Origin of the sequence: Iningainema tapete BLCC-T55 (assembly GCF_014698965.1) — a bacterium.
Taxonomy (GTDB): Bacteria; Cyanobacteriota; Cyanobacteriia; order Cyanobacteriales; family Nostocaceae; genus Iningainema; species Iningainema tapete.
In genome coordinates, this window is the sequence record NZ_JACXAE010000049.1 from 107,338 (window position 1) to 131,925 (window position 24,588).

Consider the following 24,588-nt stretch of genomic DNA (forward strand, 5'->3'; position numbering starts at 1 on the left):
TTGCTACTATGATACACTCAATATTTAGCCAAAAAATTTATCCCTCCTTACTGGCTACTTACCACTGGTATTTACGCACACCAGAGCGTTCGCTGGAGCAAGCTTATAAAGCGGCTTTACAAATTAAGGCAATAGAAGATGAACATTTCGATGGTAATCCTGTAAGTTCTAATTCTAGATATAGCAGCAGTATGATGGAATATTTCGAGTCCGACTTGAAGAAGCTGCTGAAAAATGTCCGAATGCGGCTGACAGAGTTTAAAATAAGTCGTTCCATACTCTACGAGTATAATTTAAGAGCTGCGAGAAAATTTGATATAGAACACCTCAGTCCTAAGTTAATTCTAGATAAGTTGAAGTTCATTGATAATATAGTAGCAAAATATACCGATATATATGAAGAAGTGAGTGGTAAAGATTTAATTACTCCTCAAGACACAACAGCAGCAATAACAGTTGTCAGCAAACCTCAACCGCCAAAACCACAAAATTTTTCTAGAAGAACTTTATATGAACAATCAACAAGAAGTAAAGTGAACACAACAGGGGTACTACCCCGTTCTATTTTAGGTACTCTCACTCGTTTGCAAATAGAATTAGACCCGAATGCAGAACAAGACGTTGTACAAAATTTTCGCAAAACACAAAAAAGAACTGTAATATCTATTAGGTTTATTTTACTACTAATAATCGTACCTATTCTGACTCACCAACTATCAAAAGCTATGGTAGTAGGACCTGTGGTAGATCATTTTAGACATGCTGAGGAAGTGTCAGTATTTCTCAACACCGAAATGGAAGAAGAAGCATTGTCAGAATTACAAAGATTTGAAGAGAGAATAAAGTTTGAAAACCTAATTAATAAAGTATCTGCACTATCTACTGAGCAAATAGAAATTAAAGTTAAAGAAAAAGCTATTGATATTGCTGAAGAATATCGTCATAACAGCGCCAACGCCATCAAGAATGTTTTTGCAGATATATTGTCAATTGGTGCTTTTACGTGTCTTTTGCTAGTTAGTAAACGTGAAATCGGTGTGTTGAAGGAATTTTTTGATCATGTGGTTTATGGTCTGAGTGATAGTGCCAAAGCATTTATTATTATTTTGTTTACAGATATATTTGTAGGGTTCCACTCTCCTCATGGTTGGGAGGTAATTTTAGAGGGTGTGTCTCGCCATTGGGGTTTACCAGGAAATCATGATTTTATCTTCTTATTCATTGCTACATTTCCAGTGATTTTAGATACAATCTTCAAATATTGGATTTTCCGCTACTTGAATCGTATTTCTCCTTCGGCAGTTGCTACATACCACAATATGAATGAATAGATGGAGACGCACAGTGGTAAGGTAATGGCGGACGGTAACTCGTGCCTACAATAAATGGTAAAAGTATCATTTATGTGCGTGAAATGAAAAATGTACTGAAAATCATCGCTATTAGTTTTCCCGTTATGGCGACAATTCTCCTTGTACCCATACACAGATTGGGATATGGAGAACTAAGTCCGCGAGAATGTAGACTGGAAAGATGGCAAATACCAACTTCGGTTCAACAGCAAGAAACGAAATCGCCTCTGGTATCGATACCATCGTTATTTCCCTGTTGTCAAGGTGATAATTCTTGTTTAGATCAGCAAATCTGGGGTGAAAATAGTCTTGCACCCGATCAAAAGTCTTTGTTAACATCGATTGAACGTAGTTTGCAATATCTACAAACTAGTGTTGCTGATAGTGCTTATAAAAGGTACAAAGTGGCAGGCATTACTCGCTTTCGCGTGATTAAAAGTTTACAGCGATTCCGTGAGTTGTTGCTTGTTTCTAAATCTCCAATGGAACTAAATGCAGCTATTGCACAGGAGTTTGAATTGTACCAGTCTGTAGGGAAAGACTTGAAAGGTTCGGTTTTATTCACAGCTTATTATGAACCAATTTATGCTGCAAGTCGTTTCCCAACACCAGAATATCGTTATCCTGTCTACCGCTTACCTCCTGATTTGAAATCTTGGCGCAAACCTCATCCTACTAGATTAGAACTAGAAGGAGCAGATGGTTTGCAAGCGGCAAAAGGTCGATTGCGCGGATTAGAATTGTTTTGGCTACGCTTACGCTTAGAACCATATTTAGCTCAAATCCAAGGTTCTGCTCGACTTGAGCTGACCGATGGTACTCAAACTACAATTGGTTATGCGGGTAGTACTGCTTATGACTATAAAAGTATTGGGCGAGAACTAGCGAATGATGGCAAACTACCTTTACAAGGTATGACTATGCCGATTATTCTCGATTATTTTGATAAACGTCCCCAAGATCTAGATATTTATATTCCCCGTGATCCTAGTTTTGTCTTTTTTCAAGAAAATCACGGCGCTCCAGCACAAGGTTCTATCCAGCAGTTACTAACACCAGAGCGCTCCATTGCCACAGATAAGTCTCTGATGCCTCCTGGTGCTCTTGCTTTGATTCGCGCTAGTTTTCCCTTTGTCAATTCTCGGGGCAAAATGGAGCATCGAGTTGTTAGTCGTTATGTTCTCGATCAAGATACTGGTGGCGCAATTAAAGGCGCGGGTAGAGTTGATTACTTTTTGGGTGCGGGCAAGGTAGCAGGCTTACGCGCTGGAGTCACTGTCAGTGATGGGCATTTATATTATTTGCTTCTTAAAGAAAAAATTAAATAAAAATAGCACTTAAAATGATATTCTAATTTATTTACCCAAATTCACGTAGAGACTTAGTTTGCTCGCGTCTCTACATCTACGAGTTTTTTGGGTTGGAACCACAAAACTTATTTCTCGTCATACGTAATTGTCGTTAACCAAACTAAAAGCAATCAACCTCCTTTACAGAGGTTAATAACCAAACTTATTTAAGTTTTCTTCTTCCCATCAAAGTTTTAGCCAATCTCCTGCATAAATCAGAAATCACGTCCCTATAGTTTGTATATATCTGTATTCTTACTTAAGTAAGTTGCTGAATTGTATTCTGACGATACATTGAGATGAAAATCAGGGGGATTATCAGTGATCAGAATCTTAGTCGATGCTGACCTAATACTAGAAGCTTTGATGAATCGAAATGGAGTTGTAGGTGACATTAACCAATTGTTAGATAGAGTACATCCACTCATCCAAATGCACGTAACGGATATTGGTTGGCAAAAAATTTACACTTATGCAAGCCGTTTACGAAACACAAATATTGCTGAGGTAGTAATTGATTGGTTAAAAGAAAAAATCCAAGTTTGTTCTGTAGATCAAAACATACTACAACAAGCACGTTTGTCTCCTCTCAAGGATTTTGAATCTGCTGTAGAATTAATGTGTGCTAGTTACGAAGAACTTGATGCGATTGTGACTCACAATCAAGATGATTTTGCCGAAGCTCCTAGTAAGTTTTGGATTTGGTCTGCATCAGAATTGTGGATGCGTGCGAATTTAGAAAGTCAGTTCAAAGCAACCAGATACAGTTAAGTAGTAGGTCACAGCGAAAATAAGACTACCATTCTTAATAATGTATAACACCATTAATCAGGCTAATGTACAGATAAATCTAAAGTATAATTTATAATACCGTTTCCACTTGTTTGTTGGGAAACATTGGTATCAGGACTGCTTAACTCTAAACTAACAGAAGACGATACCGGAGCATAACGAGCAGAAATTTGCACTTTATGCTCTCCTTTAGAGAGTAATGGTGATAAATTAATTTCTTCTTGATTGTTGGTAAATCGTTTCACTACCCTACCATTTACGGTAATTTCACCACTTAATTGGCTACCAGAAGTATTAATCCTTAAGATGTGGGGTTGTCTGAGATCATCAGCACTTAAGGTAACAGCGCTGTGTTGATATCCTGAAGAATCACTGGAGGAACGCTGACTAGAAAATACAGTTGAATTATTCATATCATCACTACTGCTTTCTGTGTGAACAGAAGTTTGGCTACTTGAAGCAATATTCTCAGTACAAGCTGTGGTTAAACTAACTACACAAGCTATACAGCAAGCAAACAATAATTTAGTTTTCATGGCTCAATTTAGATAACAGCAGGTATGGAAACCCACCTGCTGAATACTAGTAAAAAATTAAAGCTAGCTCCAAGGGAGAAAACCCTAACTGCTGCCATAATCTAACTATAGATTATTCTATCAAATCCGCCTAGAAATTTATTTCTAGGCTAATAGCTCAAGTAAGCTTTAGCTTACTAAGAGTATTTTTCAGTCAGGTGTCTTGTGACTTTAGCTATTAGCCCTTACTTTCGTCAAGGCGTACTTTAAACCTATCTTCTGCGGCTAGGAAGACCTGGTACATCTACTTGAACGTTGACTGGTACTTTAATATGTGGACTTCTCACACCAGTGGGGTTGTAACCACCACGAAGGTTTTGATTGCTATTGCGAATTTGTTGAATTCGACCACCAACAGCAGTTTGAGTACCTACGTTGGTAGCATTGTTACCATAGCAATTTTTGTCAATGTTCTGATTCACATTGTTAACTTGTCGAGCTGGTTTACCACGTTCGCGAAGTGCTACTTGTACGTTAACATCAGTTGCTACGCAGGCAGCTTTGGCAGAAGGTGTGAGTGAAGGAACGAAAGATGATACAGTTGCTAGAGAAAATAAGCTTACAGAAAGTAACTTAAAGTTCATGTCTATTTCCTATTGACAGATTGTTGTACTTGTCGCAGTTTGAGTGCGATTAATTGTTGAGCGAGAACGTAGAGTACTAGTGCGTTTAGTCCCAGTTGCTCTGCAGACAACGGCAGTTCTTCCCGGATATTTCAAAACCCGATATGCACCATTTTTGCGCAGGCGCACGCTTGCAGGAGTGCGATTAGGAACAATTACTGCTCTTGGTTGAGCGTTTTGCACTTGGATATCACCGTCTTGATCTATCGTTAATCTAACGTTGTCAGTTTCTAGGTCTATCTCACCAGCAGAAGCAATTCCCACAGGTAAAACTAATAGAGCAGAGATGGTAAATAGCGAAATGGATTTTTTGGTGAGCATGGCTTTAGTCTCCCTATTAGAGGAAAAAACCGATTTTTTAGCAATTCTTGCTAGGAAATCGGTAAAACCTATAATTGCTAATTGCTATTTTTTTAGTTATTTACTCTTAAAAATTGGCAATTTCGCAATATTTTCCCGCTAATACTTTTGACTATTTTCAACTCGATTAGCGACGATATTTAGCTGCATCAATTTGACGCTGGACGTTGCGCTGTATAGCTTCTTGGCGAGATTGATTGCCAACACCGTATACTCCTGCATCTTGATTAATTATCTGAAGGTTATCTGCTCTTTGCCTACCTGTTTTCTTGTATCGTCCAGAGCTAGATTGATTTTGAGTACTGTATTGTTGACCTCTTTGACTGGAAGAGTTGTTGTAACCACTAACAGTATTGTTTTGATTCAAAATTTGTACGTTGCTGCCATCTTGTCCAGCGAAGGCAGTGCTTGGAGCAACAATCAATGCAGCAGCTAATAAACCAAAAGCGTGAATTTTTTTCATGTTTTTTACCAGGTTAGTTGAGTAGGATAAATTGGTTTTTTGCCAAAACCAGCGTTGTTTAAGTTTATGTGCTTAGTAGCGGTAACCACCTTTTCTTTGCTGATATTGCTTCTGAATAGTATTGGTTTCGGAAGTTTGACCAGTTACGTTATCACGACCTACATTTACACCATATTGGTCGGTAACTGAATTGGAGCCAGCAGTTTGATTACCACCACGATTGTATGTACCAACACCACTTTTCTTCAGTTGTTCTTGAACAGTATTGGTGATGGAAGATTGACCAGTGGTGTTACCAACGCCCTTGTTTACACTGGATTGATTGGTAATACTTTCGCTACCTGCAACTTGATCGGCTATTGCTGCAGTGGGTGCAATTAATAAACCAGCAGCTAGTAAACCGAAGGTGAAAAAATTCTTCAACATATTTTTAGACCTGATGAGTTGTGTGTTTTGAATTTGGTTGAGTTGGGTGATAGATATAGGCGATCGCCTATATCTATGTTTGGTAGTTCCCCTGGTTGGGGTAAGACGACTTCATATCTGTGTGTTTAGTAACGGCACAGAGAACCAGCAACTTTCTTATTAACTTGTTGCTGAATAGTGTTGGTAGATGAAGATTGACCAGTTGTGTTACCGTAACCTCTGTTGTAACTAGATTGCTCGGTAACAGAACTAGAAGCAGCAGTTTGGCTACCAGAATCGTAACCACCACACAAAGCACTATTACCGCCTCTCTTGTATTGCTGCTGGATGGTGTTGGTGGTGGAAGATTGACCGGTGGTGTTACCGTAACCTTTGTTGACGCTGGTTTGAGTGGTAACGCTGCTGCTACCTGCAACTTGATCTGCCAGAGCAGCACCAGGAGCAATCATTAAACCAGCAGCCAATAAACCAAAAGCAAAAGACTTTTGCAAAAACATATGTTTAGATCTGGTTAGTGATTTGTTTGTTGGTAGATCACCCGATCAAAGCAAAGTTGCTCTTAATACCTTTAACCAAATATTTTAGGTCTTAAAGCGTAAAGTTGGGGACTTTGCAAAAATTTTTTACTTATACACCGGGTTTTTCACATTTATATGTGATCAATTGTGGTATGCACCCCGGTTATTCCCCTGTTATGCTCAATTAGTAACGACGGTAGCGACCGTTGCGACCAACTGTGTTAGCAACTTGCTTTTGAATGGTATTGGTTTCAGAAGTTTGACCAGTTACGTTATCACGACCTCTGTTGTAGCTAGATTGATTTGTCACTGAATTAGCTCCAGCAGTTTGGCTACCAGGATTACTACGACGAACGTAACCTCTATTAGCACCACTCTTCTTAATTTGTTGTTGAACAGTGTTGGTGATGGAAGATTGACCGGTGGTGTTACCGTAACCTTTGTTAACACTTGATTGATTGGTATAGCTGCTGCTACCTGCAACTTGATCCCCTGCCAAAGCTGCAGTAGGAGCAATCATCAAACCAGCCAATAAACCGAAAGCAAGAGACTTCTTCAACATATTTTTAGACCTGATTGATTAGTTGTGTGTTTTGGAGAGACGCGAGGAAGATCGCGTCTGTACTAGATAGATTCAGCTGCGATCCAAGCTGCGGCAAAAGTTTAGCGACGACCAGTGCTAGAGTATTGCTTTTGAACGGTATTGGTTTCAGAAGTTTGACCAGTTACGTTATCAGCACCTCTGTTGTAGCCAGATTGACCAGTCACTGAGTTAGCTCCAGCGGTTTGGTTAACAGGTTTGCGAGCAGGGACATAATTTTTACGATAACCACCACGAGCGCCACCGCGAATACCACTCTTTTGAATTTGTTGTTGAACGGTGTTGGTGATGGAAGATTGACCAGTGGTGTTACCGACACCTTTGTTAACACTAGATTGATTGGTAACACTGCTGCTGCCTGCAACTTGATCCCCTGCCAAAGCTGCAGTAGGAGCAAACATTAAACCAGCCAATAAACCCAAAGCAAGAGACTTCTTCAACATATTTTTAGACCTGAGAGCGTTGTGTGTTTGTTAATTTATCTACCCTTGGCTTTACCTATCTACCGCAGTAGTGGCTTGCCTCATACTTAAATACTTTAACCAAAGAACTTAGGGGTGTCAAGTAGTTTGGGAAAATTTTTTTAGGTGAGTTTTTTCGTAATTTAATGCTAGAATCTACGGCTATAGGTGAAACAAATGTGCTGTAGTGGCTGTGAAACAAAAGGCAAAACCAAGGATAGCTATTCTTCGCGAAAAGGCTGGACTAACCCAGCTAGAATTGTCACGTCTTGTGGGCGTGACCGAAAGCACCATTCAAAACTGGGAAAGCGGAAGAACCGGGACAGATCACATAGAGAGAATTATTAAGTTTTGTAAAGCTTTGGGCTGTCAAGTAGAAGACTTAATCGAGTACGTGAGCGAGTTAAGCGAAGAATCAGTAGCAAAACCCAAATCGCTCAGCGAAATACAAAATTTACTGGGAACTGACACACCAACCTCAGATCCTACCCCGAAAAAAGTCAAAACCAAAAGATCAGCAGAAGTCACGAGTCAATCGTAGAGACGTTCAGCCGGAACGTCTGTACCCCATCACCTCATTTGCCACAGAGTATCAACAGTGACAAACTGATAACCCTGCTGTATCAATTTGGGAATCAGTATTTGTGTTGTAGCAGCAACATCTTGTCCACCGCACACGCCATCATGCAAAACAATTTGTGAGCCATTTTTTACCTCTTGAAGAACTCGCTGCACTACAGTATTAACACCAGGGCTGACCCAATCTTCTGGTACTACACTCCACATTACTGTTCTGTAATGCCACTGTTGCAATAAATTTAAAGTTGTGGGTGTAAACAATCCATTTGGAGGACGAACATCACGTACTAATTTGGGTTGAAGGTGACAAGCACTATATATTGCCGCTTGAGTTTTTTCTAAGCTGTGTTTAAGATCTGTTGGAGAGAGCATGGGAAAATTTTGATGATCGTACCCATGTAATCCAATCCAGTGTCCTTTGTCGAATACCTGTTTAGCTATTGCTGGTGAACGGTTGACGCAAGCACCTAACCAGAAAAAGCTTGCTTTCACATTGTAACGGTCTAGAACTTGCAATAACTGGGATGTGTATTGGGGATGGGGACCATCATCAAAGGTGAGGGCGACAACTTTGGCATGGCGAGCGCCACTCCAAAGACAGTCAGGGAAGGTTGGCTTGAGAATTGGGTACAAAATCGGAAATAAAGGATATAGCTGCATTTTTGGATTTGAGATTAGTAAATTTCCCCATCGCCCCTATTCTACGCAACTGAACTGCTGACAGCTATTTTCCATTGATTGAAATACCAAATGTAGAGACGTTATACCGTTTCTTCAAAAGCTGGCTACACATGATCCTCTTGTGTCCCCCAAGGCATCGGGGGGTTGGGGGGATCAGATTTGTGGCAACGATCAAGAGATTTAGTATTACATGTAACTAAATGTAGAGACGTTACATGTAACGTCTCTACAAGAATATTGTGTCCCTACGGTTCATGTGTATTTAACTGCATCATTTGTATGTAAAGTTTTGTAACAGTTTGCGTAACTCCTAAGAATGCTTCCGATATTTAAACATAAAGATTGAAGAGTCTAATCTAGGTCATGCTAAAATTAGATACTTAAAGCCTTAGTATAACAGCAAAAATTTTTGCATCATAGCGAAATTTATTTTTCATAAAAATTTGAATTGGTATTGGTTCAAACGAATAAAGGCAATAAACACAGCTAAACAAATGTCTTTCACTAACCACTGGGAGTGTAAAAGTTATGCCATACACGGAATGGGATGACATATGGGGCTTTGAAGGATATCCAGGATCCCCCGACAGGACGGCTCTACGGCAATTCCCACCCCACCAAAATTGTCGAAGCACAGGGATGGGTAGTTGATGGTGACGGTGGCATTGTTCTCGTTGCCCAAGCCCCTTCCTCTCAACAACTTAACACGTGATCGCCCCTACCTTCCCTTGCTTGCCCCACAAAATAGCACAAAAGGTGCGCGATCGCACATTGACACCCTACTAGAAACCCGGCTTTTTGAAAAAGCTGGGTTTCTTTATTTCCTACGTAACACTGTCTCACAAAAACCTTGATATAAATACAAATCTGTAGAGACTTCGTATTTCGCGTCTCTACAAAATGCATCTGTATAAACACAATTTTGTTAAGAAGTTATAAATTCACAAAATCGCTGCGTAAATCTTTTAAATATCCCCGATAAGTATGTAAAGGTTCAAGGTTGAGTTAAGCGAGATATGGAGGAAATACCTCCGATTGAACTGAATTAACCTTACCTAATAATCATCAATTAGAAGGAAAAAAATGGCTAGTTTAATCGACAGTACTGTTTCATCGGCTCTCATTAATTACAACGCAATTAATGATATCTTAGTCTCTGATTTTACCCGCAACATTGGGACTCTAACTGATACTGCTGTTACCCGTAACGGTTACTCTGTAACTCCGTCTGATCCTACAGATGTCTTTAAGTTTAATGTTGGGAGTAACAGTCATATCAACCTAGCGCTAACAAATATTAGCGCTGGCGATGATGCAGATCTAAGACTTTACCGAGATAATGGTAACGGTTACTTCGACTCTAACGATACGTTAGTTTCAAGTTCTGTTCGCGGAAGCAACAACGATGACGCAATTAACGTTGCAGCACAATCGGCTGGAACTTATTTTGCTGAAGTTAGTCGTTATGCTCCTGGTAGTTCAGGTAATGTAACTTACAATTTAGCCTTGTCTACTGCTTCACCTAGTAACCTACTGGCTAATGAGTACGAAGTGGGAAACTTGTCAGGCGATCGCACTTATTATGGTGCAATCAATAATAGCAACGCTGCTGATGTTTACCACTTCTCTCTAGGATTTTACGAGGGGGTGAACATTAATTTAACCGGGCTGAGTGCTGATGCTGATATTAGACTGATTCAAGACGGTGGAAATCGGATTGTTGAATTATCCGAGGTAATTAGAACTTCTACCAATGGCGGCAGTCTCTCGGAAAGTATTTCCGGGTTTGACCTTTCCGGTGACTACTACCTCCAAGTCTATCAATATGGTAACAGTAGCACAAACTACACCCTCAACTTCGATTACTTCCCTACCACTTATGCTTAAGCTTGAGCATGACTTGAATAAGTAATTGAAAGCATTGAGGGACAATGCTTTCCACAAGTTGCAAATAATACAGCGGCAGAGTACCAATTTTTGGTCTTTGCCGCTTTTGTTATTAGTTTATGGCATTTTTCTTAAAAAGCGTTGTAAACAAATGTCAATATTACTGACTTGCTGCGTAAATCTTTTATCTACCCCCGATAAGTAAACAAAGGTTCAAGGGAAGTAAAAAGAGTAATAAACAAAACTTACCTTGCCTTGAGTAAATCACGATCAACATTTAAAGGAAAAAAATGACTACTTACAACTATACTGTTGGTACTTTGACCGAAACCGCTGTTACCCGTAGCAACTACTTAACGAACGAAACAGACTCTAGAGATGTTTATAAGTTCTCAACTACTGGTACCAGCGACATTAACTTGTCTCTTTCTCGGATTAGCAGTGGTGATGACGCTGACTTAAGATTATATCGCGACAATGGTAACGGTTACTTTGACTCAGGAGATCAGTGGATTACTAGTTCTAGTGCTAGCGGAAACCGCGATGACGCGATTAATGCTAGAGGTGATGCTGGTACTTATTTTGCTGAAGTGGTTCGTTATTCTCCCGGTAGTACAGGTACTGTAAATTATAATTTAGCTTTGTCTGCTACCTCACCTTACTCGCCAAGTAACCTTTTACCCAAAGAGATTAATCTTGGTGACTTGTCTAGCGATACCACCCGCTCTGGCTATATCAGTAACTATAACACCACTGATGTTTACAGCTTTTCATTAGACTTTTACGAAGGTACTAATATTAGCCTAACCGGACTCAGTGCCGATGCAGATATTAGACTGTATCAAGACAACAACAACAACGGTATTGTAGACACAAATGAGTTAGTGCGCTCTTCCACTAATGGTGGTTCTTCATCCGAGTATATTTCTGGAATTGATCTTTCTGGTAACTACTTCTTAATGGTGTCTCAATATGGTAGTAGCAGTACAAGCTATAATTTGAACTTTGACCATTACACCACTACCTTTGCTTAGGTTTGAACATGAAAGTTTCGCTCATGAAAAATAATTGAAAGCATTGAGGGACAATGCTTTCAACAAGTTGCAAATGATACAGGCGGCATACCAATCTTGTATGCTGCCGCTTTATTTTATTCTACAAGATTTTTGCTCTTTGACAATCTACTTTTTCTACTTCACATCAAAGATTAAATTGTGAAAAACTGTAAATAGTTACAGATAGTTGCGTAAAATCTTTTACTTAAGCTGAAAATTACATAATTACGCCTTGAACTGAAGTTCAAGGCTGATAGCTGAAGTCCGTTAAAACGGACTAACTGTATACTAGTAAGCTGTCTTCTTACTTGAGCTATCAGCAGAGAAATTTATTTCAAGGCTGATAAGAAGCTTTTCCTTTTTTATCAGTAAAAAGATATTTCAAATTATGAATCAAGTGTTACATATCGCTAGTAATGAGATCGCCACTTCTGAAATTATCCCGACACTTACCAGTTACAACATGATCCCGCAACTGATATGCGAGAGTATAATTAATAGGGCGATCGCATCAATTACATGCTCAGAAGAAGAAACAGCAAATGCTCTAGAGCAATTTTATCAAAATTGGGATTTGACAACACAAGAGAAAAGACTTGCTTGGCGTCAGCGTTACAGTCTCACCCAAGAACAGCTAGAACAGTTAGCAACAAGAAAGCTCAGAATTGAGAAATTCAAACAAGTTACTTGGGGAAATCAACTAGAATTTTACTTTCTCAAACGCAAAAAACAATTAGATAAAGTCATTTATTCTTTAATTAGAACTGAAGAAAGAGGAACGGCTAACGAATTGTACTTTCGGATCAAAGAAGGAGAACAGTCTTTAGCTGAACTAGCACAAGAATATTCCATCGGTATAGAAGCAGATACAAACGGAATCTTGGGCCCTGTAGAATTGGGAAATCTCCCAGTTAATCTTGCTCAATTACTCTATACAAGTCAAGTAGGAATTATTCAACCACCCGTACCTTTTGGCGAATCTTGGTTAATTGTACGTGTTGAGAAGCTAATACCAGCACAGTTAGACGACTTTATGCGCCAAAGACTACTCCAAGAAAATTTTGAAGCTTGGTTTCAACAACAACTTAGTCAACTCTCACCAGAAGAACAAATTTGGATGGGAGTCAAACGTAAAGTATCAATTCAACAAGCGCTCGCCGCATAAATAACTCAAAAATTAAGTACAGAAGTTCCTACAGAAAGTCTCTTCAGCACTATGACATCCAGCACAATTGATATCAAACAAATTCTTGCAGAACAATTTCCCTTCCAACACTTGTCACCAAACGCATTAGAAAATTTAGAAGGAAAAGTCCAATTTCTGCGCTACCGCATGGGACAGGTGATAGTAACGCAAGAAGCCATGCCAGAACAGATTAGCATACTCTTGCAGGGACAAGCTCGTCTTTTAGGATACGATCGCCGCACACAGAAAGCCGACACACTAAAATTACTACAACCAGGGGAAGTTGTCGGTTGGATTAGTCATGTACGGGGTGTAGCTTGTGAAACGGCGATTGCCTCAAAAGAAGCAATTTGCCTCAATCTTCCCAGCGCTGATTTTCTCAACCTTATGAAGCGAGAGAAAGCTTTTGCCAAAGCATTACAAAGCCGAACAGACATCATCGAAGTGTACGATTTACTGGGTGAAGAATTAAATCGCCGCGCAGATGGCAGCACTGATTTAGCAAAACTTGCTCAGAATGTATGGGAAGCAGCTACTGTATTAACACTACAACACATAAGTACCGCCCTGTTCAAGGAGAACAGGGGGGATCATATATGGTTAGTCAGCGGTAGTTCACAAACTGAATTTCCTGTAGGTAGCCGTTTAGAATTTGCAGACGCAATTGAGCGAATATCTATAAACAGCAGTGTACGTTTAGTAGGTGTACCTAAATCTTTACTTCCTGCGCCAAAAGAGATAGCACCAAAACCAACAACAGATTCCTGGTTGGCAGAAATTCCTTACGCTCCAGAAATGAGCACAAAACCAAAATCAGCCAAACAATCTAGACGGGAATTCCCTTACATCAAAGCTAGAGGTCCAGTTGATGCATCTTTAGCTTGCTTCCAGATGTTGAGCCAATACTATCATATACCTTTCCGCCGAGATACACTACGACGGGTTGTAGATAAACAGCATCAACGCGGTAGCATATCATTACCATTTTGTGCTGCAGTAGCAGAAATGATGGGATTGACAACACAAATAGTCAAGATTCCCGCATCCGCAGTCAGTCGCCTGCAACCACCTGTGATGATATCTTGGCAAGACAGTTTTGCAATTATTTACAAAACTAGCGAGCAAGAGTTACTGATTGCCGTTCCCGAAATGGGGTTAGTTAAACGCAAATCGAGAGACTTTGCAGAAACTTGGGGTAATGAAGGTGAAGTACTGTTGCTGCAACCTACGAAACACACTCCTAAATCACGTTTTGGTCTTTCTTGGTTTGTTCCTGCATTACGTCGCCATCGCAAGGTACTGATTGAAGTGTTGATTGCTTCGATAGTAGTGCAAATTTTCGGGTTAGTAAATCCCCTGACAACACAGGTAATTATTGATAAAGTACTAGTTGGTAATAGCCCCGATACTTTAGAAGTTTTGGGCATCTTTTTACTTGTAGTAGGGGTGGTAGAAGCAATTCTCACCAATGTTCGCACTCATTTATTTGTTGATACCACCAACCGCATCGACTTATCACTAGGTTCAGAAGTCATCAATCACCTGTTACGTCTACCCTTATCTTACTTTGACCGCCGCCCTGTAGGGGAATTAGCCACGCGGGTTAGTGAACTTGAACATATTCGTTCTTTCCTCACAGGTACTGCTTTGACTGTGGTGATGGATTCGGTGTTTTCGATCATCTACATTTTTGTCATGGCGATTTACAGTTGGGCGCTGACATTAGTAGCACTAGCAACAGTACCTTTGTTCGCCTTGCTCAACTTGTTAGTATCACCTGTGATGCGGCGACAATTGAACGAAAAAGCCGAACGCAACGCCGAGACACACTCTTACCTGGTAGAAGTGATGGCGGGAATGCAGACAGTCAAAGCGCAAAATTTGGAGATGCGATCGCGTTGGCAATGGCAAGAACGTTATGCTCGATACATCAGCGCTGGGTTTAAGACAATCTCTACGCAAACTACTGCAGGTTCTATCAGTAGCTTCCTCAATAAACTCTCTAGTTTGTTAGTACTGTGGGTAGGAGCTTACCTAGTCCTAAACGGACAACTTACCTTAGGACAACTGATTGCTTTCCGCATCATCTCTGGTTATGTTACCAGTCCTTTGCTACGCTTAGTCCAACTGTGGCAGAATTTCCAAGAAACAGCTTTGTCTCTACAAAGACTCAGTGACATTCTTGATAGTCCTCAAGAAGCAGAAACTGCTGAACAGCAAAACATTTTCATGCCTGCAATTGAAGGTAACGTTCGCTACGAAGATTTATCCTTCAGCTTCCGTGCTAATGGTCCCTTGCAACTGTGTAAAATTAACTTAAGTTTCCCTGCAGGTTCGTTTGTCGGCGTTGTCGGTCAAAGTGGTTCTGGAAAGAGTACACTGTTAAAATTATTACCAAGATTGTATGAACCTAAATTAGGGAAAATCTTAATTGACGGTTACGATATCAGTAAAGTAGACCTTTACTCCCTACGCCGTCAAATAGGAGTGGTGCTACAAGATACATTATTATTCGACGGTACAGTACGAGAAAATATCGCCTTAGCTTGTCCTGATGCTAGTGATGAAGAAATTATCGCCGCCGCCAAAGTAGCATTTGCCCACGACTTTATTATGTCCCTGCCTAACGGGTACAATACCCCTGTAGGTGAAAGAGGTGCAGGACTTTCTGGAGGACAACGGCAACGGATTGCGATCGCTCGCACCGTCTTGCAAAATCCTCAACTACTTATCCTCGACGAAGCCACCAGCGCCCTAGACTACAACGCAGAAGCACAAGTTTGCCGCAACCTAGCCGAAGCATTCAAAGGCAAAACAGTATTTTTCATCACCCACCGCTTAAGTACAATTCGCCATGCTGACACAATTCTCATGATGGATTCTGGCACAGTCGTAGAAGAAGGAACCCACACAGAATTAATGTCCCTCAAGGGCTACTACTACTGTTTATACCAGCAACAACAAACACAGATTTAGCTAATGGTAAAAACAATTACCAATTAACAATTAACACAATGAATATCCAATACACTTTTGACCAACCAGTCCTACTCAAACAGTCTCCCACATGGTCGCGAGTAATTGCATGGGGAATTGTTGGCATCACAGCTTTTACAGTTATTTGGGCATCAGTATTCAAAATTGACGAGGCAGTTCCCGCTACTGGTAAATTAGAACCCCAAGGTGCAGTCACTGACATTCAAGCACCTGTAAATGGTGTCGTCAAATTGATTCACGTCAAAGATGGTCAACAAGTTAAAAAAGGTGATATATTAATCAGTCTGGAACAAACTACTGCTATAGCGCAGTTAAAATCATTACAGCAAAATCGTGCTTCATTGGTACAAGAAAACCAATATTACCGCCAACAACTAAGCAAAAATCCTACCTACCCCACAAAAGTAGAGACTTCGTATTTCGCGTCTCTACAAATTCCCCCAGAAATAGCCACTTTAACTCAAAGTCGTGCAGCAATAATAGCTGAAAATCAAGTCTACAGATCGCAGTTAAACAATTCTACGACAGGAATTGTCCTCACACCAGATCAACAGTTACGTTTGCGCAGTCGCCAGTTAGATTTTAATTCCCGTATAACGGACATTAAATTAGAGATAGAAAAGACACAAGCGAAGTTGACTGAGGGACAATTGCAATTAGCCAGTGCTAAAGATGTCCTTGCCATCAATCGCAAAATTATTCAGGATATGGAACCAGTGGTGAAGGAAGGTGCGATTGCGCGATCGCAGTTTTTAGTAAGGCAACAAGAAGTTCTCAAAGCTCAGGCAGAAGTTGACAGACTCACAAAGGAACAGCAACAATTAAAATTAGCAATCATTCAAGCGAAAGAAAAAATCCGCAATACTGAGGCAATATCTAAAGAAGATTTACTATCACGCATTACTGCCAATGAAAAAAGCATAGCTGAAATTGACAGTCAGTTAACTAGAATAATTTTAGAAAATCAAAAGAAAATTAATGATATTGATAGTCAGTTAGCTCAAGCGCAAACTACCTTAAAATATCAAAAAATTACCTCTCCTATTAGTGGAACAGTTTTTGAATTAAAAGCAAAAACTCCTGGGTTTGTAGCTAACTCCAGCGAACCAATTTTGAAAATTGTTCCCAATGACAACCTGGTTGCTAAAGTTCATATTACTAACAAAGACATAGGATTTGTTCAGCAAGGGCAGAAAGTTGATGTGAGAATAGATTCCTTTCCCTTCCAAGAGTATGGTGATATTAAAGGAGAGTTAATTTCTATAGGCTCTGATGCATTACCACCAGATCAACTGTATCCTTTCTATCGTTTTCCAGCAAAAGTGCGCTTATCTCGTCAAACATTACTAATAAATCATCGCGAACTGCCACTGCAATCAGGTATGTCAATTAATGCAAATATCAAATTACGTCAACGCACTGTTATGAGTATTTTCACAGATTTCTTAGTGCAAAAAACTGAAAGTTTGAAATTTGTGCGCTAAATCCCCGTAACTATTTCAGTCAGCCTCAGCTGACTTAAGCTATTAGCCTTGAACTGAAGTTCAAGGCGTTAAGGATATCATTAAGAGTCTTTACTCGATTAGCTGCAATATCCACTCTAGCTTTTTGGACTAACTTATTCAATTTGAAATTGTAACAAATTCTGTAACAACATCACTATTTTAACCTTTACTCGTTTAGATTAGGACAACAATTTAAGGAGAATTTCGGTATCGACGAGTGATGCTGTTTAAAGATGATATACGTGATTATCAAATTCTGTTTCTCTCTTTGTTCCTTGTGTTGGGAATCAGTACAAGGGACTGGACGTTAAAACCAGAGTTAATTGGAGTAGCGATCGCCACTAGTCTATCAACACAATGGCTGTTGTCATTAGCTACAAAAACTGAACAAATCAACCTGCGCAGTCCTTTAATTACCTCTTTAGGACTTAGTTTACTACTACGAACCGATCACTGGATGACAATGGGATTTGCAGCAGTAAGTGCAATTACCAGCAAATTTGTCTTCAAAGTCGGTGATAAACATTTCTTCAATCCTGCCAACTTTGGCATCATTTCTGTCTTGGCACTCACCAACGATGCTTGGGTTTCTCCAGGACAGTGGGGCGAAGACTGGTGGTATGGGCTATTATTTGCTGGTACTGGTGGGATGATTTTACAACGTGTTGGTCGCTGGGACACTACAGCCGCTTTCTTGAGTACTTATGCAGCCCTACAAGCTATATGCAATCTCAGGCTAGGTTGGACTTGGGATGTTTACTGGCATCAATTGATGAATGGGTCTTTACTTTTGTTTGCCCTATTTATGGTAACAGACCCTCGGTCAATTCCTAATGCTCAAATTGGACGTATAGTTTGGGCAGTATGCATTGCCATTTTAACATTTATTCTCAAGAATTATTTATTTGTTTCCACAGCAGTTTTCTGGGCGCTGTTTACCCTTGCCCCATTCACCATGCTGCTCGATCTCCTTTGGTCTGCACCCCGTTTTTCTTGGTCATTTTCATCGCGGCAGTCTCCTGACTCCTGACTCCTGACTCCTGACTCCTGACTCCTGACTCCTAATCCAAAATTTTATGAAACCATTTAAATACTTAACTACCTTACTACTAACTTTTGTTGCTGTTCTTTGCTTTGCGCCAGCAGCTTGGGCATTTTGTGGATTTTATGTTGCCAAAGCTGATACTAAATTATATAACAAAGCTTCTCAAGTAGTGATAGCGCGGGATGGAAATCGCACTGTTCTGACAATGGCAAATGACTATCAAGGTGATATAAAAGATTTTGCTGTTGTTGTCCCTGTACCGACAGTTATACAAAAAGATCAAGTTCGCGTTGCTAATCCCAAAATTGTTGAACGCCTAGACGCTTTTAGTGCGCCGCGCTTGGTAGAATATTGTGATCCCGATCCCTGCGCTCGTGTTTATAAGAATGAGGAGCTACAACGTGCAGATGCACCTGCTGCACTAAGAAGCAGCTCCGGGAGTAATAGAGGCGAAAGCAGTTTGGGTGTCACAGTCGAAGCCCGTTTCAACGTGGGCGAATATGATATTGTGATCCTGAGTGCAAAAGAATCTGGCGGACTAGAAACTTGGCTCAATCGTAACGGCTATAAAATACCTAGAGGGGCGAAACAATTACTTCAACCCTACATTCGTTCTTCAATGAAATTCTTTGTTGCCAAAGTCAACTTAGATAAATTTGCGGAAAATGGCTACCAGTTTCTTCGTCCATTACAAATTTCTTACCAGTCACCCAAGTTCATGCTCCCAATTCGCTTGGGCATGATTAACGCCACAACTGAGCAAGATTTGATTGTCTACATTCTTTCACCAAAAGGACAAGCGGAAATTACTAACTACCGCACAGTGAAAATACCTTCCGATGCCAACATTCCTCTGTTTGTTAAACAAGAATTTGGCAACTTTTACAAATCCATGTTCCAAACAGCATACACAAAAGAAGACCGGAAGGTAGCTTTTCTCGAATATGCTTGGGATATGAGTAATTGCGATCCTTGTTCTGCTGATCCTCTAACTCGTGAAGAACTCCAACAAGCAGGTGTATTTTGGTTAGATGATAACCGAAAAGAGCCAATACCTCCAAATGGCTTTCGTCGTCCTGCTCCATCCAGCAATGTGTTCATCACTCGTCTGCATGTACGCTACACTCGCGACAAGTTTCCCGAAGATTTGATGTTTCAGCAAACTAACCGCCGTGAATCTTTTCAAGGACGCTACGTGTTGCAACATCCATTCACAGGTGAAGCAAATTGTCAAGCAGGTAAACAGTATAAACGTTCTTTACCGCAGCGATTTGAGCAAGAGGCGCAAACTGTCGCTAAACTAACTAACTGGAATATCCAAGAAATTCGCCAGAAAATGAAAATAAATGGTCAAACTAGCACTTCTTTTTGGGAAAAATTTCTTTCTTGGTTGTTGTGAATGAATCAGAAGCCCGACTTCTTGAAGAAGTCGAGCTTCTGGGAATGCGTATGTAAATAAATGTAAAGATTAGCGTAAATACCAGATGAACCGCAGATAGCTCCACAGAGGTTCAAAAAAGAGTTGGCTTTGCATAATTAAAGGATGCTTCTTGTGGGGTAGGCATCCTGCCTGCCCTATCATAGAAAGGACGGGCAAGATGCCCATCCCACAAGAAATGCACCATGAGTCCTACAAATGTGCAACGTCAAATAGTTTACTTAGGCCGCCAAACCGTAAATCAACATCAAGAACAAAACTATGAGAAATTCACACATAGATTGGAGCAACAACAGAGGTTTGGGAATGCACTCTAACGGAGGTTATGAAGATTTCCGACTCATTGATGGATGGGAAACACCATTTCATGCCAACACTAACACGATGCCAATTAATGAAACAACAAGAAGTGTTAGTATCCTCATCAAAGATGATAGAAACTATAGTAGTAGTGGTGGATCTGGCAGACACGATGGTAATAACACCGTCGTCTTGACAATTCAAGATCCCAACTTCCCCGTAGGATTCGCTCAAGAAGTATATATCTTCACAGAAGAAGAAGCTAAAAATAACGGCGGTAATATCAATAAACAAATACCTCTTCAAGCTGATAGTAATATTAAAGCAGTTACTATCATCATTGAAGATAATGATCTAGGTGAAGATTTCAACCTTACCCCAATTCGAGGCACTGCTGGAGCAGATACACTATCTGGTACTGCTAAAGGTGATGCAATTTATGGATACGAGGGTAATGACACGCTATATGGATTAGGAGGATCTGATAGTCTTTACGGTTTTGGTGGCGATGACACCATCTATGGCGGCGATGGGAATGACTATATATATGGTCTTTCTGGTAATGATAATTTATCTGGCGAAGCAGGTAATGACACTATAGATGGCGGTGAGGGTAATGATTATCTTAACGGTGGGAGTGGCAATGACTACCTGTTTGGTTGGAATGGTAATGACACCTTGATTGGTGGTTTAGGTAACGATCAACTTCAAGGCGAAGCTGGTAACGATACATTAATTGGTGGTGTCGGCAGCGACACTCTAACTGGTGGTTCTGGTGCTGATACTTTTGTATTCAATTACCTATCAGAAGAGGGAACTGACACCATCACAGATTTTAATTACTTAGAAGGCGATAAAATCCAAGTTTCTCAAGTAGGATTTGGGGTAACTTCAATTAATGAATTTACATACAACAACACTACAGGTGCTTTATTATTTAATGGCTGGCAGTTTGCCACGCTTCAGGCAAATCTTGGTAGTGGTTTTATTCCTAGTTTAGACATTGTTTTGGTTTAAGTTTAATTAGGTTTTCTGGTGTAACATCTACCATACAATGTTTGAATAGTTACTTTTTGGAAAAATCCTTGTTTGGCAATGAAACATTTCTGTCAGCATTGTTTCAAATTATTATTTGTGACGAACAGTCTTGTCTTCTATTTGCTGACTGCTAACCAAGTGCAGGCACAGATTGTTCCTGATGCTACTCTACCTAATTCTTCCACAGTTTCATCTAACGGTAATGCTACTGTCATCACAGGGGGTACTCAAGTAGGCTCCAATCTATTCCATAGCTTTCAACAATTTTCTGTACCAAAAAATGGGAGCGCTTATTTCGATAATTTATCAACGATTGAAAACATTATCAGTCGTGTCACAGGTAAGAGTGTCTCTAATATTGATGGGTTAATCCTTGCCAATGGAGGAGCTAATCTTTTTATTGTCAATCCAAATGGGATTATTTTTGGCAAAAATGCTGCTCTAAACATTGGCGGTTCATTTCTAGCTACTACTGCCGATAGCATCAAATTTACTGATGGTAGTTTGTTTAGTGCTGCTCCTCAACCCCAAATACCTTTGCTGACAGTCAATGTCCCTATTGGCTTACAGTTTGGACAAACACCAGGAGAAATCATCAACGCATCTATCGCTCCCCTGATAGATTTCAGCACAGGGAATCTGATTCTAAATAATCAAGGTGAACCGTTCTTTGGTGGTTTACGAGTTTTACCAGGAAAAACTTTAGCACTAATAGGGGGCACAATCTCTTTTCCTGGAGGGTATGTAACACTTGATGGAGGAAGGGTAGAGTTAGGGAGTGTAGGAGGTGCTAGTTTAGTCAGTCTTATTCCCCTAGAAAACGGCTGGACAATTGGCTACGAAGGAGTGCAAAACTTTCAGGATATAGAGTTTTCTCAGTTTGCTACGATAAATGCTAGTGGATTAAAAGGTGGCAGTATTCAAGTACAAGGTAGACAGGTTACTCTAACACAAGAGTCACTGATTGGCTCTAACACCTTGGCAGATGAAAACGGAGGAAAAATCAAAATTCAAGCTTCGCGACTAAATATAGATAATTCGTCTCTAATCACTTCTTTGACACAAGGTTCTGGAAAAGCAGCAGATATTATCGTTCAAACAAATCAACTAATTGCCAAAAATGGCGGGCAGATAGTAACCAGAACTGTTGACGCAGGAGATACTGGAAACTTAAGTATTACTGCTTCTGACTTTATAGAAGTGAGTGGTGGTCAGATAATAGAAGAACGATGGTTTGCGAGTGGATTATTAATAGAAGTTGGTCAAACAGTACTAGGAAATGGCGGAAACTTCACAATTACCACCAACAGTCTCAGAATATTAAACGGAGCGCAGATTGGTACAAATACCCGTGGTGCTGGAAATGCAGGTTCAATGGAGGTGAATACTTCACTATTAGAAATTAGTGGAAGTGCGTTAACAGCAGATGGTATACAGTATAGAGGTATACAGAATTTACCAGTTAGTAGTGGGTTGTATACAAGTACGGAACCAGGTTCTAGTGGTAACGGAGGTAATTTAAGCTTAACAGGCGATCGCATCAGTCTTCGCAATGGCGGAATACTACAAACTGCTACCTTTGGTTCAGGAGATGCAGGCAATTTAACTGTAAAAGCTTCATTCATCGAAGTAATCGGCACAGATGCCGAGGGATTATTCCTATCTAGCTTATTTGCTGCCTCAGGAGGAATTACGGGAGTACAATCAGGCATTCCCGAAGCGACAGGTAAAGGCGGAGATATCAGTATAGAAACCGGACAATTGCGTGTCGCGGATAGAGCAGCTATAGCTGTAGGTAGTATCAATCCTACTGATGAAGCAAAAGGTGCAGGTAATCTTAGTATTCAAGCTCAAACCATCCGTCTAGAAAACCAAGGAAGACTGGTTGCGGAAACAGCATCGGGTAGAGGTGGTGACATTTCACTCAAATTACAAAATTTGTTACTCTTACGTAATGGTAGTCAAATTTCTACTACTGCGGGTACTGCTGAAAAAGGCGGAGATGGCGGCAATATCTCAATTGAAGCCCCGTTCATTGTTGCCATCAAGAATGAAAATAGTGACATCACCGCTAATGCTTTTACTGGTAATGGAGGCGAAATTAACATCACAAGCACAGGCATTTTTGGAATTGAGCGGCGCAAGGCAGAATTAGGCAGGATCACTAATGACATTGATGCCAGTTCTAGATTTGGCATAGCAGGTACAGTAACAATTAACACACCAGATGTAGAACTCAGTCGTGGCTTAATTCCTCTGCCCTCGAATGTAGTAGATGCTTCTCAACAAATTGCTACTGGCTGCACTCCTGGCAATAGACAAAGAGCCAATTCCTTTATCACTACCGGGCGTGGTGGAATCGCCTCTAGCCCCACTGAGCCGTTACAAAGTGATGCAGTACTAACTCCGTGGGTGACACTTCCCCAATCGGTAAGTAGTAACACTCACTCCATCGCCAAAGTCTCTTCTTCAATTGTGGAAGCACAGGGATGGGTAAAGGACGCAAATGGTGATATATTCTTGGTTGCTCAAGCACCAAATGTAAATCCTCAAAATGCTTGGTTATCGCCTACTTCTTGCTTGAGTCGATAGCTAGTTCACCATATAGTAATAAAAACTATAAATATCACGACGACGGGTAATTCCTTAAAGCACATTCATAGGTAATACTGAGGGAATGTGTCTTGCCAAAATTAATATGGAAAAACTGGAGGAACACCTGCGTCGTTTAGTGGAAGAAGCCTGTGGAAACCCACCGGGTAGTCAGCAGCGTCAGAAGTTGATGACGCAAATCATTCGCTTGACAACCAGCAGGCTTTGGAGGGAAAGTACTCCCTACTATCAAGATGCAGTGCAGCAAACTTGGTTGTATTTCTGCCGTAATCTTTGTGAAGGAATTACAGGTCAGGTTTACAATGCTGATTATGGTAGTGTGGTCACTTGGTTAAATACTTACCTCAAACATCGGCTGCAAGATTTTTACCGTAAACAGCAAGATGAGGCGGCTAAAACAGTTGCTGCCAAATCATTTCAGTCTGCCTCCGGTGATATCAAAGAAACAATTGATCCTGTAGATAACCTAGCTGCTAATCCTGACATTCCTCCTATTTTAGAGGACTTGAGACAATGGGCGCTTGTTGATACTGATGGCGAACTCCGTCAAATTCACGTTCAAGGGCATCAGGAAGTGAATTGTCAGATGTTAATTTTAAAACGCCTACCCCCAGAGGTAAGTTGGAAAGAATTGGCTGAAGAATATAATCTTAAGGTTTCTACTTTAAGTAGTTTTTACCAACGTCAGTGTATTCCACGCTTACGAAAATTTGCGGAAAATGAAGGTTATGTATAATTTAATTT

General features: G+C 40.4%; 24 protein-coding genes. 15 read left to right on the top strand and 9 right to left on the bottom strand.

Features of this window, described 5'->3' with window-relative positions; genetic code table 11:
• Positions 1-8: 8 nt before the first annotated feature.
• The 3 genes from ICL16_RS13940 to ICL16_RS13950 all read left to right on the top strand — a co-directional run bounded on the left by ICL16_RS13940 (position 9) and on the right by ICL16_RS13950 (position 3,472).
• Positions 9-1,331, top strand: a complete 1,323-nt coding sequence (locus tag ICL16_RS13940; protein ID WP_190828555.1) for a proton extrusion protein PcxA — start codon at positions 9-11, stop codon at positions 1,329-1,331.
• Between the two features lie 83 nt (positions 1,332-1,414).
• A complete protein-coding gene (gene mltA, locus ICL16_RS13945) occupies positions 1,415-2,680 on the top strand; it encodes a murein transglycosylase A (protein ID WP_190828635.1) in 1,266 nt (421 codons plus the stop codon).
• Positions 2,681-3,022: 342 nt separating this feature from the next.
• Positions 3,023-3,472, top strand: a complete 450-nt coding sequence (locus tag ICL16_RS13950) for a PIN domain-containing protein (RefSeq protein ID WP_190828557.1) — start codon at positions 3,023-3,025, stop codon at positions 3,470-3,472.
• Between the two features lie 62 nt (positions 3,473-3,534).
• Here ICL16_RS13950 and ICL16_RS13955 read toward each other — a convergent pair whose 3' ends face one another.
• From ICL16_RS13955 to ICL16_RS13990, 8 genes are all read right to left on the bottom strand, one after another.
• Entirely contained in the window at positions 3,535-4,029 is a 495-nt protein-coding gene (locus ICL16_RS13955) for a hypothetical protein (RefSeq protein WP_190828559.1), read from the bottom strand.
• 251 nt (positions 4,030-4,280) lie between these two features.
• On the bottom strand, positions 4,281-4,652 hold the full coding sequence (locus ICL16_RS13960; RefSeq protein ID WP_190828561.1) for a hypothetical protein: 372 nt from the start codon (positions 4,650-4,652) through the stop codon (positions 4,281-4,283).
• Positions 4,653-4,661: 9 nt separating this feature from the next.
• Entirely contained in the window at positions 4,662-5,012 is a 351-nt protein-coding gene (locus ICL16_RS13965; protein ID WP_190828564.1) for a hypothetical protein, read from the bottom strand.
• 166 nt (positions 5,013-5,178) lie between these two features.
• Positions 5,179-5,514 carry a hypothetical protein gene (locus ICL16_RS13970; RefSeq protein ID WP_190828566.1) on the bottom strand — a complete coding sequence of 112 codons (336 nt, stop codon included), beginning with the start codon at positions 5,512-5,514 and terminating at the stop codon, positions 5,179-5,181.
• A gap of 72 nt (positions 5,515-5,586) precedes the next feature.
• The gene (locus ICL16_RS13975; protein ID WP_190828568.1) at positions 5,587-5,940 is read right to left on the bottom strand and encodes a hypothetical protein; all 354 of its coding nucleotides are present in this window, start codon (positions 5,938-5,940) and stop codon (positions 5,587-5,589) included.
• A 125-nt stretch (positions 5,941-6,065) separates the two neighbouring features.
• Positions 6,066-6,437 carry a hypothetical protein gene (locus ICL16_RS13980; RefSeq protein ID WP_190828569.1) on the bottom strand — a complete coding sequence of 124 codons (372 nt, stop codon included), beginning with the start codon at positions 6,435-6,437 and terminating at the stop codon, positions 6,066-6,068.
• 205 nt (positions 6,438-6,642) lie between these two features.
• A complete protein-coding gene (locus ICL16_RS13985) occupies positions 6,643-7,020 on the bottom strand; it encodes a hypothetical protein (RefSeq protein ID WP_190828571.1) in 378 nt (125 codons plus the stop codon).
• 101 nt (positions 7,021-7,121) lie between these two features.
• Complete coding sequence (locus ICL16_RS13990; RefSeq protein WP_190828573.1) at positions 7,122-7,502, bottom strand: hypothetical protein; 381 nt, start codon at positions 7,500-7,502, stop codon at positions 7,122-7,124.
• Between the two features lie 211 nt (positions 7,503-7,713).
• On the opposite strand from ICL16_RS13990, the gene ICL16_RS13995 reads away from it, so the two are divergent.
• Positions 7,714-8,061 (top strand): helix-turn-helix domain-containing protein, encoded by a 348-nt coding sequence (locus ICL16_RS13995; protein ID WP_190828637.1) that lies wholly within the window; start codon positions 7,714-7,716, stop codon positions 8,059-8,061.
• A gap of 29 nt (positions 8,062-8,090) precedes the next feature.
• On the opposite strand, the gene ICL16_RS14000 is transcribed toward ICL16_RS13995, so the two are convergent.
• Positions 8,091-8,759 (bottom strand): polysaccharide deacetylase family protein, encoded by a 669-nt coding sequence (locus ICL16_RS14000; RefSeq protein WP_190828575.1) that lies wholly within the window; start codon positions 8,757-8,759, stop codon positions 8,091-8,093.
• A 583-nt stretch (positions 8,760-9,342) separates the two neighbouring features.
• Between ICL16_RS14000 and ICL16_RS14005 the strand changes: the two genes are divergently transcribed.
• The 11 genes from ICL16_RS14005 to ICL16_RS14055 all read left to right on the top strand — a co-directional run bounded on the left by ICL16_RS14005 (position 9,343) and on the right by ICL16_RS14055 (position 24,580).
• On the top strand, positions 9,343-9,492 hold the full coding sequence (locus ICL16_RS14005; RefSeq protein WP_190828577.1) for a hypothetical protein: 150 nt from the start codon (positions 9,343-9,345) through the stop codon (positions 9,490-9,492).
• Between the two features lie 371 nt (positions 9,493-9,863).
• Positions 9,864-10,667, top strand: coding sequence for a PPC domain-containing protein (locus ICL16_RS14010; RefSeq protein ID WP_190828579.1), 804 nt, complete (start codon positions 9,864-9,866; stop codon positions 10,665-10,667).
• 290 nt (positions 10,668-10,957) lie between these two features.
• On the top strand, positions 10,958-11,701 hold the full coding sequence (locus ICL16_RS14015) for a pre-peptidase C-terminal domain-containing protein (protein WP_190828581.1): 744 nt from the start codon (positions 10,958-10,960) through the stop codon (positions 11,699-11,701).
• 409 nt (positions 11,702-12,110) lie between these two features.
• Complete coding sequence (locus tag ICL16_RS14020) at positions 12,111-12,887, top strand: peptidylprolyl isomerase (RefSeq protein WP_190828584.1); 777 nt, start codon at positions 12,111-12,113, stop codon at positions 12,885-12,887.
• Between the two features lie 51 nt (positions 12,888-12,938).
• Positions 12,939-15,884, top strand: coding sequence for a peptidase domain-containing ABC transporter (locus tag ICL16_RS14025; RefSeq protein ID WP_190828585.1), 2,946 nt, complete (start codon positions 12,939-12,941; stop codon positions 15,882-15,884).
• 38 nt (positions 15,885-15,922) lie between these two features.
• On the top strand, positions 15,923-17,389 hold the full coding sequence (locus ICL16_RS14030; protein WP_190828586.1) for a beta-barrel domain-containing protein: 1,467 nt from the start codon (positions 15,923-15,925) through the stop codon (positions 17,387-17,389).
• Between the two features lie 241 nt (positions 17,390-17,630).
• Complete coding sequence (locus ICL16_RS14035; RefSeq protein ID WP_190828587.1) at positions 17,631-18,440, top strand: RnfABCDGE type electron transport complex subunit D; 810 nt, start codon at positions 17,631-17,633, stop codon at positions 18,438-18,440.
• 46 nt (positions 18,441-18,486) lie between these two features.
• Positions 18,487-19,854: a DUF2330 domain-containing protein gene (locus ICL16_RS14040; RefSeq protein WP_190828588.1), complete on the top strand. Its 1,368-nt coding sequence runs from the start codon at positions 18,487-18,489 to the stop codon at positions 19,852-19,854.
• Between the two features lie 300 nt (positions 19,855-20,154).
• On the top strand, positions 20,155-21,210 hold the full coding sequence (locus ICL16_RS46805) for a calcium-binding protein (RefSeq protein WP_190828589.1): 1,056 nt from the start codon (positions 20,155-20,157) through the stop codon (positions 21,208-21,210).
• Between the two features lie 117 nt (positions 21,211-21,327).
• Positions 21,328-23,823 (top strand): two-partner secretion domain-containing protein, encoded by a 2,496-nt coding sequence (locus tag ICL16_RS14050; RefSeq protein ID WP_190828590.1) that lies wholly within the window; start codon positions 21,328-21,330, stop codon positions 23,821-23,823.
• A 106-nt stretch (positions 23,824-23,929) separates the two neighbouring features.
• Complete coding sequence (locus tag ICL16_RS14055; RefSeq protein ID WP_190828591.1) at positions 23,930-24,580, top strand: sigma-70 family RNA polymerase sigma factor; 651 nt, start codon at positions 23,930-23,932, stop codon at positions 24,578-24,580.
• The last annotated feature ends 8 nt before the right edge of the window (positions 24,581-24,588 follow it).

Bases quoted from the DNA above. Each gene is read 5' to 3' on its own strand.
- ICL16_RS13940 (WP_190828555.1), top strand. From the start codon at position 9: ATGATACACTCAATATTTAGCCAAAAAATTTATCCCTCCTTACTGGCT.
- mltA (WP_190828635.1), top strand. From the start codon at position 1,415: ATGAAAAATGTACTGAAAATCATCGCTATTAGTTTTCCCGTTATGGCG.
- ICL16_RS13955 (WP_190828559.1), bottom strand. From the start codon at position 4,029: ATGAAAACTAAATTATTGTTTGCTTGCTGTATAGCTTGTGTAGTTAGT.
- ICL16_RS13960 (WP_190828561.1), bottom strand. From the start codon at position 4,652: ATGAACTTTAAGTTACTTTCTGTAAGCTTATTTTCTCTAGCAACTGTA.
- ICL16_RS13965 (WP_190828564.1), bottom strand. From the start codon at position 5,012: ATGCTCACCAAAAAATCCATTTCGCTATTTACCATCTCTGCTCTATTA.
- ICL16_RS13970 (WP_190828566.1), bottom strand. From the start codon at position 5,514: ATGAAAAAAATTCACGCTTTTGGTTTATTAGCTGCTGCATTGATTGTT.
- ICL16_RS13975 (WP_190828568.1), bottom strand. From the start codon at position 5,940: ATGTTGAAGAATTTTTTCACCTTCGGTTTACTAGCTGCTGGTTTATTA.
- ICL16_RS13980 (WP_190828569.1), bottom strand. From the start codon at position 6,437: ATGTTTTTGCAAAAGTCTTTTGCTTTTGGTTTATTGGCTGCTGGTTTA.
- ICL16_RS13985 (WP_190828571.1), bottom strand. From the start codon at position 7,020: ATGTTGAAGAAGTCTCTTGCTTTCGGTTTATTGGCTGGTTTGATGATT.
- ICL16_RS13990 (WP_190828573.1), bottom strand. From the start codon at position 7,502: ATGTTGAAGAAGTCTCTTGCTTTGGGTTTATTGGCTGGTTTAATGTTT.
- ICL16_RS14000 (WP_190828575.1), bottom strand. From the start codon at position 8,759: ATGCAGCTATATCCTTTATTTCCGATTTTGTACCCAATTCTCAAGCCA.
- ICL16_RS14010 (WP_190828579.1), top strand. From the start codon at position 9,864: ATGGCTAGTTTAATCGACAGTACTGTTTCATCGGCTCTCATTAATTAC.
- ICL16_RS14015 (WP_190828581.1), top strand. From the start codon at position 10,958: ATGACTACTTACAACTATACTGTTGGTACTTTGACCGAAACCGCTGTT.
- ICL16_RS14020 (WP_190828584.1), top strand. From the start codon at position 12,111: ATGAATCAAGTGTTACATATCGCTAGTAATGAGATCGCCACTTCTGAA.
- ICL16_RS14025 (WP_190828585.1), top strand. From the start codon at position 12,939: ATGACATCCAGCACAATTGATATCAAACAAATTCTTGCAGAACAATTT.
- ICL16_RS14030 (WP_190828586.1), top strand. From the start codon at position 15,923: ATGAATATCCAATACACTTTTGACCAACCAGTCCTACTCAAACAGTCT.
- ICL16_RS14035 (WP_190828587.1), top strand. From the start codon at position 17,631: ATGCTGTTTAAAGATGATATACGTGATTATCAAATTCTGTTTCTCTCT.
- ICL16_RS14040 (WP_190828588.1), top strand. From the start codon at position 18,487: ATGAAACCATTTAAATACTTAACTACCTTACTACTAACTTTTGTTGCT.
- ICL16_RS46805 (WP_190828589.1), top strand. From the start codon at position 20,155: ATGAGAAATTCACACATAGATTGGAGCAACAACAGAGGTTTGGGAATG.
- ICL16_RS14055 (WP_190828591.1), top strand. From the start codon at position 23,930: ATGGAAAAACTGGAGGAACACCTGCGTCGTTTAGTGGAAGAAGCCTGT.